The organism is Sphingomonas sp. 3-13AW (assembly GCF_049311085.1).
In the GTDB taxonomy this organism is placed as follows: Bacteria; Pseudomonadota; Alphaproteobacteria; order Sphingomonadales; family Sphingomonadaceae; genus Sphingomonas.
The window spans coordinates 37,226-53,387 of sequence record NZ_JASNVZ010000025.1; the positions used below are offsets into that span (position 1 = coordinate 37,226).

The window sequence follows — 16,162 nt, forward strand, 5'->3', positions numbered from 1 at the left end:
AGGGGCGCCGCAGCGCGACGCCCCCTTCCGTAACCCTGGCGGCCCGGATTACTCCGCGGCCATGCCGGACTGCGAGAACATGTCGCTCTCGCTCACATCCTCGTTGGCGATCCCCGGGCCCTTGGCCTTCTGCCGCTTGTCGAAGCTGTCCCAGACCTCGTTCCAGCTGCCGCGGGTCGCGCCCTTCGAATATTCGGTCGCGCGCTGCTCAAAGAAATTGGCGTGCTCGACGCCGTTCAGCAGCGGCGTGAGCCACGGCAGCGGGTGCTCGTCGATCATGTAGATCGGCTTCATGCCCAGCTGCCCCATCCGCCAGTCGGCGATGTAGCGGATGTACTTCTTGATCTCCTTGGGCGTCATGCCGTTGACCGGACCCATCTCGAACGCGAGGTCGATGAAATTGTCCTCGAGCCGGATCGTCGTTTGGCACTGGTCGGCAATGTCGTCCTTCACCGCCTTGGTCAGGCACTGGCGCTCCGCGCAAAAGGCGTGGAACAGCTGGATGATGCCTTCGCAGTGCAGGCTCTCGTCGCGCACCGACCACGACACGATCTGTCCCATGCCCTTCATCTTGTTGAAGCGCGGGAAGTTCATCAGCATCGCGAACGACGCGAACAGCTGAACACCCTCGGTGAAGCCACCGAACATCGCCAGCGTGCGCGCAATATCCTCGTCGGTGTCGACGCCGAACTGCTGGAGATAGTCGTGCTTGTCCTTCATCTCGGCATAATCGAGGAAGGCGCCATATTCGCTCTCCGGCATGCCGATGGTGTCGAGCAGGTGGCTGTAGGCCGCGATGTGGATGGTCTCCATGTTGCTGAACGCCGTCAGCATCATCTTGACCTCGGTCGGCTTGAACACGCGACCGTACTTCTCGTGGTAGCAGTCCTGCACCTCGACATCGGCCTGGGTGAAGAAGCGGAAGATCTGCGTCAGCAGGTTGCGCTCGTGATCCGACAGCTTCTGCGCCCAGTCGCGGCAATCCTCGCCCAGCGGCACTTCCTCCGGCAGCCAGTGAACCTGCTGCTGGCGCTTCCAATATTCATAGGCCCAGGGATATTCGAAGGGCTTGTAGGTCTTGCGGGCGTCGAGAAGGGACATGGGTCAGACTCCAGGAACTTGAATAAGGCGGGCGCGGCGCGCGGTCATGGATTGGTGTTCCAGGACCATTGCGCCGACGCGAAAATGGCGAGGACCAGGCCGAGCGCGGCGAGCATCGTCCCGGCGATCCGATAGGCGTAGACGGCACCCTCGCTGCCGGCGGTGCGCAGCCGCAGCAGCAGGACGGCGCCGGTAACGCCTGCGACGAGTGACACGCCGTACATGATCAGCGCCTGCCAGGTCATGCGACCATCCGCTGCGACGTGCGTTGATCCGCCGACACCAACCAAGGAGATACCCCATGGCAGACCTGTCGGCCATCAAGGAACACATGGAAGTGATCGGCGCCGATGGCGTGCATGTCGGTACCGTCGACAAGGTCCAGGGCGATCGCATCAAGCTGACCAAGCAGGACAGTGCCGCAGAGATTGCGGGCGTGGATGCCGGGGAACACAGCGGCCATCACCATTTCATCTCCGTCGGCCTGGTCGCCGATGTCGAGGGTGACAAGGTCCGCCTGTCCGCCAACGCCGATGTCGCGGTCACCTTCGAAGAGGAAGAGGACGGCGATCCCGTCTGATCCGGACGCTGCCGCAGCGGTCCGCATCCGGCGGGCCGGTGCGGCGGTTCCGAACGTGGCAGCGGCTGCGTTCATTGCATCCCCATCGGCCCAAGAGGCGGATCCCGGGCGTCCCCGGAGCAACCGCTCCCGGGACGCCTTGAGCATCAACGGCCCGTTGCGACCCCGCCTTACTGGCAGGCCAGGCACTCGTCATAGTCGGTGGTCTCGCCGATCTCGAACTTCGGCGCGACCGGGGTATTGTCCGCCTCCACGCCGCCGGCAAAGCCCGCGCGCTGGATCGACTTCGACCGCAGATAATAGAGCGACTTGATGCCCAGCTCCCACGCGCGGAAGTGGAGCATCAGCAGGTCCCACTTCTCGACGTCGGCGGGGATGAACAGGTTCAGCGACTGTGCCTGGTCGATGTAAGGCGTGCGGTCCCCGGCCAGTTCGAGCAGCCAGCGCTGGTCGATCTCGAAGCTCGTCTTGAAGCAGGCCTTTTCGTCCGGCGTCAGGAAGTCGAGGTGCTGGACCGAGCCGCCATGCTCGAGGATCGAGTTCCAGACCGCGTCCGAATCCTTCGACTTTTCGCGCAGCAGCTTTTGCAGGTGCGGGTTCTTCACCGCGGTCGAGCCCGACAGCGTCTTGTGCGTGTACATGTTCGCCGGGATCGGCTCGATGCACGCAGAGGTGCCGCCGCAGATGATCGAGATCGACGCCGTCGGCGCGATCGCCATCTTGCAGCTGAACCGTTCCATCACGCCCATGTCGGCGGCGTCCGGGCAGGGCCCGCGCTCGACCGCAAGCTGCATCGACGCCTCGTTCACCTGGGCGTTGATGTGCTTGAAGATCTTGAGGTTCCACGACTTGGCCATGGCGCCTTCGAACGGCAGCCCGCGTGCCTGCAGGAAGCTGTGGAAGCCCATGACGCCAAGGCCGACCGAACGCTCGCGCTCCGCCGAATAGCGCGCGCGCGCCATCTCGTCGGGTGCGTTCTTGATGTAGTCGGTCAGCACATTGTCGAGGAAACGCATCACGTCCTCGATGAAGCGCTTGTCGCCGTTCCACTCGTCCCAGGTTTCCAGGTTGAGGGAGGAGAGGCAGCACACGGCCGTGCGATCGTTGCCGAGATGGTCGGTACCGGTCGGCAGCGTGATTTCCGAGCAGAGGTTCGAGGTCGAAACCTTGAGGCCCAGGTCGCGATGATGCTTGGGCATCGTCGAGTTCACATGGTCGGAGAACACGATGTACGGCTCACCGGTCGCGAGGCGGACCTCGACCAGCTTCTGGAACAGCGCGCGCGCATCCACGGTCCCGCGAACCGAGCCGTCCTTCGGGCTCTTGAGCTCCCACTCGGCACCGGCGCGCACCGCTTCCATGAAGGCGTCGGGGATCAGCACGCCATGGTGCAGGTTCAGCGCCTTGCGGTTGAAGTCGCCCGAGGTCTTGCGGATCTCCAGGAACTCCTCGATCTCCGGGTGGGAGATGTCGAGGTAGCAGGCCGCCGACCCACGGCGCAGCGAACCCTGCGAGATCGCAAGCGTCAGCGAATCCATCACGCGGACGAACGGGATGATGCCGCTGGTCTTGCCGTTCAGGCCGACCGGCTCGCCGATGCCGCGGACGTTGCCCCAATAGGTGCCGATGCCGCCGCCGCGCGATGCCAGCCAGACATTCTCGTTCCACGTCTCGACGATGCCTTCCAGGCTGTCGGGGACCGAGTTCAGATAGCAGGAGATCGGCAGGCCGCGGCCGGTGCCGCCATTGGAAAGCACGGGCGTCGCCGGCATGAACCACAGGCGCGAGATATAGTCGTAGATGCGCTGGGCATGGTCGCCATCGTCCGCATAGGCGGAGGCGACGCGCACGAACATGTCCTGGAACGACTCGCCCGGCAGCAGGTACCGGTCGGTCAGGGTCTCCTTGCCGAATTCGGTCAGCAGTGCGTCGCGCGAATGGTCGACCACGACCGGGTAGGGGCGGGCGATCGAGCGGCTGTCGCGAGCGGCGGCCGGCGCGGCGGCATCGAGCGTGCTCGTGCTATCCTCTGCGCGATTGTCCTGGCTGTCCCTGAAGTCCATGCTGCCCTCGTTCCGTTGTCTGTCGGGGTCCAGTCGGACCCGGTGTAGCGTCGCCGAACACGGCCGCAATCAGCCTCGATGAGCCGTCTGCACCGTTCAAAAACGCGGCTTTTCCGCCGCATTCCGTTCAAAATGGGAGCGTCCGCTGGATACCAGCGATAGCGCCGCGTCCCCTGCGCCACCACAAGCACTAGTGTTCCTACAATCCGTGACCGCTGACAAGCCGGGTCGTCGCGGTGAACATGGCGTTCATCGTCCGGCGGGGCCCGCGACGCGTGGAAATACCTAGGCTGCAAGCGAAAATCGCCGTTTCAAAAATTTTCTTTGGGACCGTTCGCGCGTCGAAGCGCGGCGGAGGCAAAGGGTTGGCGACGTGCTTGCAAGCGCGCCCGCCCGCCCCCAAGCTGCATCCCTGGCAGGGGGGAATCACAAGATGCGCGCACGACCTGGAATGCTGGGGCTCATGCTCCTGGCGGCGGCATCCATGCCTGCCTCCGCGCAGTCGCAAACCCTGCCCGCAGTCGAGGAACTCTCCCTCTCCGACGCGGCGGCGGCGCTTGCCGCCGGCGCCAGCAGCGAGGCGCTGACTCGCGCCTATCTCGCGCGAATCGAGGCGCTCGATCGCAAGGGGCCGACGCTGCGGAGCGTGATCGCCGTCAATCCGGATGCCGTGGCGCAGGCGCGCGCGCTCGACGCCGAACGGCGCGCCGGCCGAACCCGCGGGCCGCTGCACGGCGTGCCGGTGCTCATCAAGGACAATATCGAGACTCGGGAACTGCCGACCACCGCGGGCAGCCTCGCGCTGCGCGACAATCGCACCGGGCGTGACGCGCCGGTGGTGGCACGACTGCGCGCTGCGGGTGCCGTGATCCTGGGCAAGACCAACCTGTCGGAATGGGCGAACATCCGGTCGTCGAGTTCGATGAGCGGCTGGAGCGCGGCCGGCGGTCTGGTACGCAACCCATACGCGCTCGATCGCACCGCCTGCGGATCCTCAAGCGGGAGCGGCGCGGCGGCTGCTGCGAGTCTGGCCGCGGCGGCGGTGGGGACGGAGACGGACGGTTCGGTGGTCTGTCCCGCTGCCATGAACGGGCTGGTCGGGCTGAAGCCCACCATCGGTCTCGTCAGCCGCACCTATATCGTGCCGATCAGCCACAGCCAGGATACCGCCGGCCCGATGGCGCGCAGCGTCCGCGACGCAGCGCTGCTGTTCTCTGCGATGGTCGGCAGCGACCCGGCCGACCCGGTCACCCGCGACGCCGACCGGCACCGTACCGACTATGCCGCCGCACTCTCGCCGGATGCGCTTAAGGGGGTTCGCGTCGGCGTGCTCCGGCCCGAAATGTCGGCCCCGCTCGCCAGCCGCTATGATGCCGCACTGGCGGTGTTGCGCGCCGCCGGAGCGGAACTGGTCGACGTGACGCAGCCGAAGCTGGAGGGGCTGGGCGAAGCCGAGTTCCTGGTGCTGAAGGCGGAGCTCAAGGCGGATCTAAACGCCTATCTCGCGACCACGCCGCCTTCGGTGAAGACCCGGACGCTGGCCGAGGTGATCGCCTTCAACGCAGTCCATGCCGATACGGAAATGCGCTTCTTCGGACAGGAGACGTTCGAGGCGGCGCAGAAGATGCCGGGCCTTGAGGATGCCTCGTACAAACAGGCACGCGCGAAGGCGCTGCGGCTGGCGGGTGCTGAAGGAATCGATGCCATGCTCGGCCAGGCCAGGGTGCAGCTGCTGGTGTCGCCCACCTATGGCATGCCGTGGCTGTCGGATCCGGTCCTGGGCGATCATTTCGTGCCGCCCTCCGCCAGCCAGCTTCCGGCCGTTGCCGGCACCCCGCACCTGACGGTGCCGATGGGGTTGGTACAAGGGTTGCCGGCCGGGCTGTCCTTCATGGGTCCGAAGTACAGCGAGGCATTGCTGCTGGGCGCCGGATACGCGTTCGAGCAGCGCGGGAAAATGCGGGTGAGGCCGGGCTATGCCGCGAGCGTAGCTACCGACGGCGGGCTGGAGGCGGTGCGCGCCAACTAGGGGTTCGTTGCTGCCCAGCTATAGCCGGGCGCGGTCACCGGCAGCGCAGTTCCAGGCTGCGCTGCCAGACCAGTACCAGCGGCACCGCGCCGAGTTCGACGCACAGGCCGGCGAGATGGCCGGGGGAGGGCGCGCCCAGCGCGATCAGCGACCACAGCCGTGCCAGGCCGCCGATCACCACCATCATGCCCAGCAGCCGCAAGCGTGCGCCCTTCCGCTCGATGTCCGGCACGCAGCTGGCAAAGCCCAGCGCCATTCCGAGGAAAATGCCCGAGAGGTAGCGGAAGTGGCTGTCGAGGTCGGTCCGCACCGGCGCCTGTGCCAGCCACTCGGCGCCTCGCACGATGCCCATGGTCGCGGTTGAGAGCGGGATCAGGCACAGCAGCGCCACGACCGCCTGCAACAGACGGCGTTCGGTGGCGACGGTCAGGGCTTTTGCGGTTCTAGGAGTTCGGAGCGGACGCGGATCGCCCGGACCGACATGTGGATCTCGATCAGGAAGCAGAGAAGCCCGCCGGTCAGCAGCAGCATCGATACGATGAACGTGACCGCGATGACCTGGCCGATCTGGAAATTGCCCAGTTCCGCCACGAACAACATCGCAACCACGAGACAGATCGCAACCGCGGCCATCACGACCAGATAGACCGCATTGTTGATCATCCCGATCCGGCCGTCGATCAGGCGAAGCTCCTCAATGTGGCGCTCCCGCTCCGGCCCGATCGAGCGCAGGTGCAATGCCTCAAGCTGGCGCGACCGATCGACGATGCGGGCAAGTCGGCCCACCATCACGTTCAGGATGGCGCCGAGGCCGGCGAGCAAGAACACCGGCGCGAGGGCCGCCTGGATGGTTTCTGCGACGGTGTGGAGGATCGGGGAAAATGGCACGCGGCGATTATTCGCTGGCGGGCATGGCTGCGCAAGCGAAATGGTGGCGGAAAGCCCCGGCAGTTCGCCGGAGCGTTTGCCTCGCGCCGGTACAGATCAGATCACGTCCATCTTGCTGTTGTAATGGTGCCAGGCGAAGATAGCCGCGGCGCCGCGGTGCGGGCGCCAGCGTTCGGCCAGGGTGCGGACCAGTTTCTCGGCCGGACGCTCCGCGTGGCCAAGGATGCGGCCCACTTCGATCTGCACGGCCAGGTCGCCTGCCGGCCAGATGTCCGGGCGCCCTTCCGCGAACAGCAGGTAGATTTCGGCAGACCAGCGGCCGATGCCCTTGATGTGGACGAGGGCCGCGATCGCCGCCTCGTCGTCCTGGGGAAGCGCTGCAAGGTCCAGCCGGCCGCTCGCTACTTCCTCTGCAAGGCTGCGGGCGTAGCCGATCTTCTGCCGCGAAAGGCCGGCGGCGCGGAGCAGCTCGTCGCTCGCGCCCGCGAGCCGGGTAGGGTCATCGGCCTCGCCCAATGCCTCCTCCAGCCGTCGCCAGACCGCGGCTGCTGCATGCACGCTGACCTGCTGGCTGACGATCGTGCGCAACAGGGTGGCATAGCCGGGCGCGCGGATACGCGGCTCTGGATAGCCGATGCGGGCGATCGCCGCTGCAAACGCCGGCTCGATCTCTGCCAGCGCGTCGAGCGAATGGCGCAGCTGCTCCGTGGTCAGGCCCATGGTCGCGCGCCTTGAATTTGCCGGCCGCCGCCGCCAATGCCATCCGAGTTGTTCTGGAGAAATTGCATGCCCACGCTTACCGTCACTACGCGCGAAGGAGAAGAACGCAGCGTCCCCGCAGAAGTGGGCCTGAGCGTGATGGAAGTGATCCGCGACGCGGGCTTCGATGAATTGCTGGCGCTGTGCGGCGGCTGCTGCAGCTGCGCGACCTGCCACGTCCATGTCGACGAGGAATTCCTGCCGCTGCTGCCCGCGATGAGCGAGGACGAGAACGAGTTGCTCGACAGCACGTCCGACCGCGACGAACGCTCGCGCCTGTCGTGCCAGATCCAGTTCACGCCCGCGCTCGACGGCCTGCGCGTGACGATCGCCGCCGAGGACTGAGGCTAGGGCCGCAGTCCCGCGACGATCCGGCGGGCCAGACCCGGCCCTTCGAACACCAGCGCGGAGTACAGCTGGACGAGGCTCGCGCCCGCATCGAGCCGGCGCTGGGCCTCGTCCGCCGAGCCGATGCCGCCGACCGATACCAGCGGCAGCTGGCCACCAGTGATCTCGCGTGCTTCGATAAGCTTGGCACGGGCGCGTTCGGCAAGCGGCGCCCCCGACAGGCCCCCGGCCTCCCCGGCGTTCTTCGAGCGCAGGGTCACGGGGCGCGAGATGGTGGTGTTGGAGACGACCAGCGCGTCGATGCCGCCGTCGATGGCAGCGCGGGCGGCGACTTCCAACCCGGCACGATCGAGGTCCGGTGCGACCTTCAGGAACAGCGGCACGCGCTTGCCGCCGGTGTGGCGCGCGGCATCGCAGGCGGCGATCAGTTCACCGAGCGCGGGCTGGGCCTGAAGGTTGCGCAGCCCCGGCGTGTTGGGGGAACTGATGTTGATCGTCAGGTAGTCGGCATGCGGCGCCGCCCGGGTGATGCCGGTGACATAGTCGGCAATCGCGCTGTCGCCGGCGACCGATTCCTTGTTGGCTCCGACGTTGATGCCCAGCACGCCCTTGCGCTCGGGCAGCCGCGCGATCCGTTCGAGCGCAGCATCGAGCCCGCCGTTGTTGAACCCCATCCGGTTGATGACCGCGCGATCCTCGGTCAGCCGGAACAGGCGGGGCTGCGGATTGCCGGGCTGCGGCCGCGGCGTCAGTGTGCCGACCTCCACCGATCCGAAGCCGAGCGCAAAGAAACCGGCGACCGCCTCGGCATCCTTGTCCACCCCGGCCGCAAGCCCGACCGGGTTGGGGAAGCGGATGCCGGCCACGGTTACCGGCCGCTCCGGCGTGGCGGCGGCGAGCGGCGTTCCGGCAGCGCCCCAGGCGGCAAGCATGCGAATGGTCAGGCGGTGCGCACGCTCGGCATCGAGCGTGAACAGCAAGGGATGGTAGAAGCGCATCGGGCGGCTATGGCAGCGGCGGGGAAGGGGGTCAAAGCCCCTCGCGCAGCCACTTCGGCGGCCCCGGCGATCACGGTGATCGGAACAATCAGCCATTTGCGGCTTCGCAGCTGCGAAATGCGGTTGACCCGGCGTGCTCGCGCTCCCATCTGCAATTCAGACCGGAATGATCCGATTGGAGCTCATGCGCCTTTCCAGCCTCGCCGATTACGCTGTCGTGATGATGAGCGCGACTGCGCGCCACTGCGGTGGCGTGGCGCGGCTCAATGCGACGCGCCTGGCTGAGGACACCGGGCTGCCGCTGCCCACCGTCCAGAAGCTGGTGAGCCGTTTGTCGGCCGCCGGGTTAATCGAGACGGGGCGCGGCGCGGCCGGCGGTTTCCGGCTGGCGCGCCCGGCCGCGGCGATTTCGCTTGCCGACATTGTCGAGGCGGTGGAAGGGCCGATCGCGCTCACCACCTGCGTCGACGCCGAGCGCCACGATTGCGCGGTGGAGGGCAGCTGCCGGGTCCGCCCGCACTGGGGCGGCGTCAATGAACTGGTCCGCGGTGCGCTGGCGTCCGTCAGCCTGGCGACGATCTCTTCTTCCTACCCCGTTGACGGCAAGCCTGCCGGACGGACTCTTTCTCAACTGGACCCTGGCCTTAGCCCGGGTGCCGGAGTGCACGCATAATGGCTACCAAGAACGCAGAGGCGCTCGCCGCCGCGAACAAGAAGTACGAGTGGGGCTTCTCCTCGGACATCGAGCAGGACTTCGCTCCCAAGGGGCTGACCGAGGACACGGTTCGCTACATCAGCGCGAAAAAGGCAGAGCCCGAGTGGATGCTCGACTGGCGGCTGAAGGCGTTTCGCCTATGGCAGACGATGGAAGCGCCCGATTGGTCGAAGCTGAACGTCCCGCCGATCGACTATCAGGACGCCTATTATTACGCCGAGCCCAAGGCGAAGCCGAAGCTCGGCAGCCTGGACGAGGTCGATCCCGAGATCCTGCGCGTCTATGAAAAGCTCGGCATCCCGATCGAGGAGCAGAAGATGCTCGCCGGGGTCGAGGGCGCGCGCAAGGTCGCGGTCGACGCGGTGTTCGACAGCGTCTCGGTCGCCACCACCTTCCGCAAGGAGCTGGAGGCCGCCGGCGTCATCTTCCGCTCGATCTCCGAAGCGATCCGGGAATATCCCGAGCTCGTCAGGAAGTGGCTCGGCAAGGTCGTGCCGCAGCGTGACAATTATTTCGCGACGCTCAACTCCGCGGTCTTTTCCGACGGCACCTTCGTCTACATTCCGGAGGGCGTCCGCTGCCCGATGGAGCTGTCGACCTATTTCCGCATCAACGCGGAGAACACCGGCCAGTTCGAGCGTACCCTGATCGTCGCCGACAAGGGCTCCTATGTCAGCTACCTCGAGGGCTGCACCGCGCCGATGCGCGACGAGAACCAGCTGCACGCGGCAGTGGTCGAACTGGTCGCGCTCGACGATGCCGAGATCAAATATTCGACCGTCCAGAACTGGTATCCGGGCGACGAGAACGGCGTCGGTGGCATCTATAATTTCGTCACCAAGCGCGCGCTCTGCCAGGGCAAGAATTCCAAGGTGTCGTGGACGCAGGTCGAGACCGGCTCTGCCATCACCTGGAAATACCCCAGCTGCGTGCTGGCGGGCGAGAACAGCGTCGGCGAATTCTATTCGGTCGCCGTCACCAACAACCGCCAGCAGGCCGACACCGGCACCAAGATGATCCACCTGGGCAAGGGGTCGCGCTCGACCATCGTGTCGAAGGGGATTTCGGCCGGCCGGTCGGACAACACCTATCGCGGGCTGGTCCGCGTCGGCCCGACCGCAGAGAACGTCCGCAACTTCACCCAGTGCGACAGCCTGCTGCTGGGCGACCAGTGCGGCGCCCATACGGTGCCGTACATCGAAGTGCGCAACCCTTCGGCCCAGATCGAGCATGAGGCGACGACCTCGAAGATCAGCGAGGACCAGCTGTTCTACGCAATGCAGCGCGGGCTCGACCAGGAAGCGGCGGTCGCGCTGATCGTCAACGGCTTTGCCCGCGAAGTGCTGCAGCAGCTGCCGATGGAGTTCGCGGTCGAGGCGCAGAAGCTGCTCGGGATTTCGCTCGAAGGCTCGGTCGGCTGATCGGCGCAGGGCGCTTGGTACTAGGGGGCGGCGCGCGCTGCCCGGACAATGAAAGTTCTGGAAGTCATCCATGCTGAAGATTGAAAACCTCCACGCCGAGATCGACGGCAAGCCGATCCTCAAGGGCCTGTCGCTGACGGTGAACGCGGGCGAAGTGCACGCGATCATGGGGCCGAACGGCGCCGGCAAGTCCACGCTGGGCTATGTGCTGGGCGGGCGCCCGGGCTATGAAGTGACCGAGGGTTCGGTGACCTTTGCGGGCGAGGATCTGCTGGAGATGGACCCGGATGCGCGCGCCGCAGCGGGCCTGTTCCTGGGCTTCCAATATCCGGTCGAGATCCCCGGCGTCTCCAATGTCCAGTTCCTGCGCGAGGCGCTGAATGCGCAGCGCAAGGCGCGCGACGAAAAGCCGCTGTCCGGCGGCGAGTTCCTGAAGCTCGCCCGCGCGCAGGCCGATGCGCTGGCGATGGACGCAGAGATGCTCAAGCGTCCGGTCAACGTCGGTTTTTCGGGCGGTGAGAAGAAGCGCAACGAGATGGTGCAGATGGGGATCCTCGATCCCCGGCTCGCGATCCTGGACGAGACCGACTCCGGGCTCGACATCGACGCGCTACGGATCGTCGGCGACGGCATCAACCGGATCATGCGTGCGCCCGACAAGGCGGTGATCCTCATCACCCATTACCAGCGGCTCCTCGATTACGTGAAGCCGGACGTGGTCCATGTCCTCGCCGACGGCCGGATCGTCCGCAGCGGCGGCGCCGAACTCGCGCACGAGCTGGAGCGCGAGGGCTACGCGCAGGTGGCCGCGTGAGCACGCTCGAACTTCCCTCGCCCAAGTCGGAGCGGTGGCGCTGGTCGGACCTGCCGGCGCTGCAGCGTGCGGCCGAAAGCCCGCGCGGCGCTGCGCCCGGCCTGGAAGCCGCGCTGCTGCCGATCGCCGGCCCGCGGCTGGTGTTCGTCGACGGCGTCTATGACGCTGCCCGCAGCGCGCCCGGCCCCGTCACCGTCGGCAGCCGCGCCTGGTCCAGCGAGCACCCGCTTGGCCGCTTCGTGCCCGGCGAAGGCTGGGCATTGGAGCTCGGCCAGGAAGCGGTGAGCGATCCGATCCAGATCGTCCATCTCGGCTCGGGCGGCGGCAATCACCTGCGCGGCTCGATCGTACTGGCGGCCGATGCCGCCGCCTCCGTGGTCGAGACGTTCGTCGGCAGCGGCTGGGCCAATCGCCAGACCCGCATCGAGCTTTCGCGCGGTGCGCGGCTGATGCGGTCGGTGCGGCTGATCCAGACGGAGGGCTTCGTCTCGATCCGTGACGAGGTCGATGTCGGCCAGGCGGCAAGCTATGCCGCGACCTTCCTGGGTGCGGGCGGCATGGGGAGCCGCATCGACGGCGAACTCGTCGTGAGCGGCACCGATGCCTATGCCGAAATGGGCGGCGCGCTGCTGACCCGCGGCGACCAGCGCCAAGAATGCGCGGTCACCGTGCGCCATGCGGCCGAGCGCGGCACCAGCCACCAGACCTGGCGCGCGGTTGCGGCCGACCAGTCGGCAGCGAGCCTCGCCGCGCGGGTCGATGTGGCGCGCGGCGCGCAGAAGACCGACGGCGAGCAGTCGCTGCGCGGCATCCTGCTCCAGCGCACGGCCACCGTGAACCTCAAGCCCGAGCTGGAGATCTTCGCCGACGACGTGAAATGCGCGCACGGGGCCACCGTGGGCGAGCTCGACAATCGTGCGCTCTTCTACCTCGAGAGCCGCGGCGTGCCGCGCGCCCGTGCCAAGGCGCTGCTGACCCGTGCCTTCGTCGCGGACTCGCTCGATCGCATCGGGCAGGAAGCGGTGCGCGAGGCGTTCGTGGCGGACGCCGATCGCTGGTTGGAAGCGGCGCTGTGAGCGTGCGCGCCGACACCCGTCCGCTCGACCTGCTCGCAGACTTTCCGGCGATTCCGGAAGGCTGGGCCTATCTCGACACCGCCGCCACCGCGCAGAAGCCGCGGCCGGTGCTGGACGCGATCGCGCGCGGCTATGGCGAGACCTACGCCACTGTCCATCGGGGGGTCTATCAGCGGTCCGCCGACATGACGCTGGCGTTCGAGGCCGCGCGACGGCGGGTGGCGGCGTTCATCGGTGCAGGCTCTGCCGACGAGATCGTCTTCACGCGCGGCGCGACCGAGGGCATCAACCTGGTCGCGCAATGCTGGGCCGGGACGCAGCTGAAGGCGGGCGACCGCATCCTCCTGTCGATGCTGGAGCATCACAGCAACATCGTGCCGTGGCAGATGGTCGCGGAGCGCGTGGGTGCCGCGATCGACGTGGTGCCGCTCACGGTCGATGGCCGCGTCGATCTCGACGCGATGGAACGGATGCTGCGGCCGGAGCACAAGCTGGTCGCACTGGCGCATGTGTCGAACGTGCTGGGTTCGGTCCTCGACGTGCAGCGCGCGACCGCGCTGGCGCATGGCGTGGGCGCGAAGATCCTGATCGACGGGTGCCAGGCGGTCGCACGGCTGCCGGTCGACGTTCGCGCACTCGGCTGCGACTTCTACGTCTTCTCTGGCCACAAGCTTTACGGCCCGACCGGCATCGGCGTGCTGTGGGGCAGGGGCGAGCTGCTGGAGGCGATGCCCCCCTACCAGGGCGGCGGTTCGATGATCGATCGGGTGACGTTCGAGCGCACCACCTATGCGCCGCCGCCGGGCCGGTTCGAGGCGGGGACCCCGCACATCGTCGGCGTGCTGGGGCTGCATGCCGCGATCGACTATGTCTCGGCAATTGGCCTCGATGCGATCCACGCGCACGAGACGGCGCTGGTCGCCGCCACGCGCGAAGGGCTGGGGCGGCTCAACTCCGTCACGCTGTTCGGGCCGGAAGATTCCGCCGGCATTGTCAGCTTCGCGATCGAGGGGGTGCATCCGCACGACATCGGCACCATCTTGGATGAGGAACGCGTGGCGATCCGCGCCGGCCACCATTGCGCACAGCCGCTGATGGATCGGCTCGGCGTGCCGGCCACTGCGCGGGCAAGCTTTGGCGTCTATAATTCCCGGGCCGATGTGGATGCGCTGGTACGTGGCCTGGAACGAGTAAGCAGGATCTTCGGCTAATGGACGAGACACGCAAGATCGCGGTGGAAGAAGTCGACACGGTGGCAGCGCCGCCCAAGGCGCGCGTGGACGAGCTTGTCGAAGCCCCCGCCGCAGCAGAGCCGCGCCGCCGCGACTATCTGGAAGGCTTCCTCGCGCAAAAGCCGCAGGCGACCTCTCCGGGGGAGCCGGGGGGCGAGATCTACGACGGCGTAATCGAGGCGCTGAAGGAAATCTTTGACCCCGAAATCCCGGTCAACATCTATGACCTGGGGCTCATCTATGGCGTCGATGTCACCGGCGACGGCCATGTCGCCGTCACCATGACGCTGACGACCCCGCATTGCCCGGTCGCGGAGTCGATGCCGGCCGAGGTGGAGCTGCGCGTCGGCGCGGTGCCAGGCGTCGGTACGGCCGAGGTGAACCTGATCTGGGATCCGCCCTGGGACCCGCAGAAGATGTCCGACGAGGCGAAGCTCGAACTGGGCATGTTGTAAGCAAGGAAACAGACGTGGCCACCACCCTCCGCCCCCGTCCCGCCGCACTCGTGCTGACCCCGTCGGCCGAGCAGCGCATCGCTGACCTGATGGCCAAGGCGCCGGAGGGTGCGATCGGCGTCAAGCTGTCGACGCCGCGCCGCGGCTGCTCGGGCCTCGCCTATTCCGTCGATTACGTGACCGAGGCCAAGCCCTTCGACGAACGCATCGATACGGCGAGCGGGACGCTGTTCGTGGACGGCGGGTCGATTCTTTACCTCATCGGTTCGACGATGGACTGGGTCGAGGACGATTTCACCGCCGGCTTCGTGTTCAACAACCCCAATGCCAAGGGTGCTTGCGGCTGCGGAGAGAGCTTCACCGTCTGATCGGGGCGATCACTTTCTTGGGGCTACCGGCGGGGAGGCGCTGACCTTCCCAACCCAGAACACCCCGTCTATCCCTGGAGCCAGCTCTGACCCCGGCAGCGGCCCCAACGCGATGAAGGGTGGCCGTTCCAGGTCGGCATCCCGGGGAGCGGGGAAGGCGCCACAGGTGACATCCGGCGGTGCAACGGGTGCAGAGGAAGGTGGCGTCACGCCGCTTCTCGCCTGGCAGCTCCAGGTCGAGCCTCCTGCGGTCATCATCTCCAGCGCGACGATGGTCTCCGGCGGCGCGAGATGCATCGCCATCGGTCGTAATAACCCTCCGGGATAGGGTACCGGGCGCTTGTGGGCATGCGCACCACCGACCAGGACGAGAACGCGATCGTACGGACGTGCATCTGCGGCGATGCGGATATTCTCGGCCTGCGCCGCTTCGTGCGGGTCTTGCCCGGGCAGATCGGCGAACCGACGGCGCTGCGCGTCGTCCTTTGCGCCGTTGAATGCGACGATATCGATTCGATGAGTCTGCTGAGCGAGCGCATGAAGGCGTAGGAGCATCGCCAGCATCGCCTCGCTGTCCTTGCCATCATTCGCCCCGGCCCAGCCGATCTGCTGCAGCGCAGCGGGGAACTGCGCGACCGGAAGCCTCCAAACCTTTTGCAGGGCTGGGTTGCCCTCTGGGGAAAGTTCAAGGGCCACCAGGATTCGCTCGCCCTTCGTGGCCAGTGCACACGCAACGTCCCCGAAAAAGGCGGGGGTCTGCTCCGTTCCGTGCATTTCCCCGAAGATGACGAAGCGGGGCTTGCGCGCGGCTATGGCATCCCAGCCCGGTGGCAATGGACATGCCTCTGAGGCGGCCGCACTTTGTGACGGGGCCCCGCCAGCCCAGGCGGGCGCGGCGGCGACCTGTACGGCGAGGCAGAGAAGTGCGGCCAGACTGTTCTTCATCGAACTGCTCCTCTGTCGAGTCGAAGCAGGACGATATCAGCCCATCTTAGTTGAACGCTCAATAATTTGGCCGACGCTGATGAGTTCGGCAAGTAATGGCTGGAGGAATACGCGCACTTCCTGTGGTTCCAGCTCCCCAATAGCGGAGGGGTTTAAGCGGGCGTTTACGTCACCCGCTTCGCGCCTAGAGCGGTTTTCGAGCGAGCTGAATCGAGAGGGATTCACATGGCCGTGGTTTTCTGATTCACGATCCCTGCCGGCAAGGGAGGCCGGGATGGATGGGTCGAGCCTTGTCGCGTGATCTGCGGGACCGTGTGGTCGCCGCCGTTGAAGGTGGGGTGTCGTGCCGGCGGGCGGCCGAGCGGTTCGG

The 16,162-nt window shown here is 66.8% G+C and carries 18 protein-coding genes; 10 read left to right on the plus strand and 8 right to left on the minus strand.

The features are described 5' to 3' along the window. Window positions 1-48: 48 nt before the first annotated feature. Together QP045_RS18240 and QP045_RS18245 are read right to left on the minus strand one after the other, a co-directional pair. Complete coding sequence (locus tag QP045_RS18240; RefSeq protein WP_422516429.1) at window positions 49-1,101, minus strand: ribonucleotide-diphosphate reductase subunit beta; 1,053 nt, start codon at window positions 1,099-1,101, stop codon at window positions 49-51. A 44-nt stretch (window positions 1,102-1,145) separates the two neighbouring features. After that, window positions 1,146-1,346, minus strand: a complete 201-nt coding sequence (locus QP045_RS18245) for a hypothetical protein (RefSeq protein ID WP_422516430.1) — start codon at window positions 1,344-1,346, stop codon at window positions 1,146-1,148. Window positions 1,347-1,402: 56 nt separating this feature from the next. On the opposite strand from QP045_RS18245, the gene QP045_RS18250 reads away from it, so the two are divergent. Next, entirely contained in the window at window positions 1,403-1,681 is a 279-nt protein-coding gene (locus tag QP045_RS18250; RefSeq protein WP_422516431.1) for a DUF2171 domain-containing protein, read from the plus strand. Window positions 1,682-1,851: 170 nt separating this feature from the next. Here QP045_RS18250 and QP045_RS18255 read toward each other — a convergent pair whose 3' ends face one another. Further along, complete coding sequence (locus QP045_RS18255) at window positions 1,852-3,744, minus strand: ribonucleoside-diphosphate reductase subunit alpha (protein WP_422516432.1); 1,893 nt, start codon at window positions 3,742-3,744, stop codon at window positions 1,852-1,854. Window positions 3,745-4,195: 451 nt separating this feature from the next. On the opposite strand from QP045_RS18255, the gene QP045_RS18260 reads away from it, so the two are divergent. Next, on the plus strand, window positions 4,196-5,773 hold the full coding sequence (locus tag QP045_RS18260; protein ID WP_422516433.1) for an amidase: 1,578 nt from the start codon (window positions 4,196-4,198) through the stop codon (window positions 5,771-5,773). A 34-nt stretch (window positions 5,774-5,807) separates the two neighbouring features. Here the strand turns inward: QP045_RS18260 and QP045_RS18265 are convergent, their stop codons facing one another. The 3 genes from QP045_RS18265 to QP045_RS18275 form a co-directional block, all read right to left on the minus strand. Then, complete coding sequence (locus tag QP045_RS18265; protein ID WP_422516434.1) at window positions 5,808-6,176, minus strand: DUF4345 domain-containing protein; 369 nt, start codon at window positions 6,174-6,176, stop codon at window positions 5,808-5,810. A gap of 23 nt (window positions 6,177-6,199) precedes the next feature. Then, window positions 6,200-6,661, minus strand: coding sequence for a DUF2721 domain-containing protein (locus QP045_RS18270; RefSeq protein ID WP_422516435.1), 462 nt, complete (start codon window positions 6,659-6,661; stop codon window positions 6,200-6,202). Between the two features lie 96 nt (window positions 6,662-6,757). After that, window positions 6,758-7,381: a DNA-3-methyladenine glycosylase family protein gene (locus tag QP045_RS18275; RefSeq protein ID WP_422516436.1), complete on the minus strand. Its 624-nt coding sequence runs from the start codon at window positions 7,379-7,381 to the stop codon at window positions 6,758-6,760. Window positions 7,382-7,447: 66 nt separating this feature from the next. On the opposite strand from QP045_RS18275, the gene QP045_RS18280 reads away from it, so the two are divergent. Further along, complete coding sequence (locus QP045_RS18280; protein WP_422516437.1) at window positions 7,448-7,765, plus strand: 2Fe-2S iron-sulfur cluster-binding protein; 318 nt, start codon at window positions 7,448-7,450, stop codon at window positions 7,763-7,765. A gap of 2 nt (window positions 7,766-7,767) precedes the next feature. Here the strand turns inward: QP045_RS18280 and QP045_RS18285 are convergent, their stop codons facing one another. After that, window positions 7,768-8,766, minus strand: a complete 999-nt coding sequence (locus tag QP045_RS18285; protein WP_422516438.1) for a quinone-dependent dihydroorotate dehydrogenase — start codon at window positions 8,764-8,766, stop codon at window positions 7,768-7,770. Between the two features lie 184 nt (window positions 8,767-8,950). Between QP045_RS18285 and QP045_RS18290 the strand changes: the two genes are divergently transcribed. The 7 genes from QP045_RS18290 (at window position 8,951) to QP045_RS18320 (ending at window position 14,847) form a co-directional block, all read left to right on the plus strand. After that, complete coding sequence (locus QP045_RS18290) at window positions 8,951-9,439, plus strand: SUF system Fe-S cluster assembly regulator (RefSeq protein WP_422516446.1); 489 nt, start codon at window positions 8,951-8,953, stop codon at window positions 9,437-9,439. Continuing rightward, a complete protein-coding gene (gene sufB, locus QP045_RS18295) occupies window positions 9,439-10,902 on the plus strand; it encodes a Fe-S cluster assembly protein SufB (RefSeq protein WP_422516439.1) in 1,464 nt (487 codons plus the stop codon). Before QP045_RS18290 ends, sufB begins: the two co-directional genes overlap by 1 nt. Window positions 10,903-10,972: 70 nt before the next feature. Then, the gene (gene sufC / locus QP045_RS18300) at window positions 10,973-11,716 is read left to right on the plus strand and encodes a Fe-S cluster assembly ATPase SufC (protein WP_422516440.1); all 744 of its coding nucleotides are present in this window, start codon (window positions 10,973-10,975) and stop codon (window positions 11,714-11,716) included. Continuing rightward, entirely contained in the window at window positions 11,713-12,792 is a 1,080-nt protein-coding gene (locus QP045_RS18305; protein WP_422516441.1) for a SufB/SufD family protein, read from the plus strand. Before sufC ends, QP045_RS18305 begins: the two co-directional genes overlap by 4 nt. 2 nt (window positions 12,793-12,794) lie before the next feature. Beyond that, on the plus strand, window positions 12,795-14,003 hold the full coding sequence (locus QP045_RS18310) for a cysteine desulfurase (protein ID WP_422516447.1): 1,209 nt from the start codon (window positions 12,795-12,797) through the stop codon (window positions 14,001-14,003). Further along, entirely contained in the window at window positions 14,003-14,479 is a 477-nt protein-coding gene (locus QP045_RS18315) for an SUF system Fe-S cluster assembly protein (protein ID WP_422516442.1), read from the plus strand. The genes QP045_RS18310 and QP045_RS18315 overlap by 1 nt, the downstream gene beginning before the upstream one ends. Before the next feature lie 14 nt (window positions 14,480-14,493). Then, window positions 14,494-14,847 (plus strand): HesB/IscA family protein, encoded by a 354-nt coding sequence (locus QP045_RS18320; protein WP_422516443.1) that lies wholly within the window; start codon window positions 14,494-14,496, stop codon window positions 14,845-14,847. Window positions 14,848-14,856: 9 nt separating this feature from the next. Here QP045_RS18320 and QP045_RS18325 read toward each other — a convergent pair whose 3' ends face one another. After that, complete coding sequence (locus QP045_RS18325) at window positions 14,857-15,792, minus strand: hypothetical protein (RefSeq protein WP_422516444.1); 936 nt, start codon at window positions 15,790-15,792, stop codon at window positions 14,857-14,859. Window positions 15,793-16,162: the final 370 nt, after the last annotated feature.

Coding starts and splice junctions, on each gene's coding strand:
- QP045_RS18285 (WP_422516438.1), bottom strand. CDS start 8,766: ATGCGCTTCTACCATCCCTTGCTGTTCACGCTCGATGCCGAGCGTGCG.
- QP045_RS18280 (WP_422516437.1), top strand. CDS start 7,448: ATGCCCACGCTTACCGTCACTACGCGCGAAGGAGAAGAACGCAGCGTC.
- QP045_RS18260 (WP_422516433.1), top strand. CDS start 4,196: ATGCTGGGGCTCATGCTCCTGGCGGCGGCATCCATGCCTGCCTCCGCG.
- QP045_RS18315 (WP_422516442.1), top strand. CDS start 14,003: ATGGACGAGACACGCAAGATCGCGGTGGAAGAAGTCGACACGGTGGCA.
- QP045_RS18275 (WP_422516436.1), bottom strand. CDS start 7,381: ATGGGCCTGACCACGGAGCAGCTGCGCCATTCGCTCGACGCGCTGGCA.
- sufC (WP_422516440.1), top strand. CDS start 10,973: ATGCTGAAGATTGAAAACCTCCACGCCGAGATCGACGGCAAGCCGATC.
- QP045_RS18325 (WP_422516444.1), bottom strand. CDS start 15,792: ATGAAGAACAGTCTGGCCGCACTTCTCTGCCTCGCCGTACAGGTCGCC.
- QP045_RS18240 (WP_422516429.1), bottom strand. CDS start 1,101: ATGTCCCTTCTCGACGCCCGCAAGACCTACAAGCCCTTCGAATATCCC.
- QP045_RS18245 (WP_422516430.1), bottom strand. CDS start 1,346: ATGACCTGGCAGGCGCTGATCATGTACGGCGTGTCACTCGTCGCAGGC.
- QP045_RS18290 (WP_422516446.1), top strand. CDS start 8,951: ATGCGCCTTTCCAGCCTCGCCGATTACGCTGTCGTGATGATGAGCGCG.
- sufB (WP_422516439.1), top strand. CDS start 9,439: ATGGCTACCAAGAACGCAGAGGCGCTCGCCGCCGCGAACAAGAAGTAC.
- QP045_RS18255 (WP_422516432.1), bottom strand. CDS start 3,744: ATGGACTTCAGGGACAGCCAGGACAATCGCGCAGAGGATAGCACGAGC.
- QP045_RS18250 (WP_422516431.1), top strand. CDS start 1,403: ATGGCAGACCTGTCGGCCATCAAGGAACACATGGAAGTGATCGGCGCC.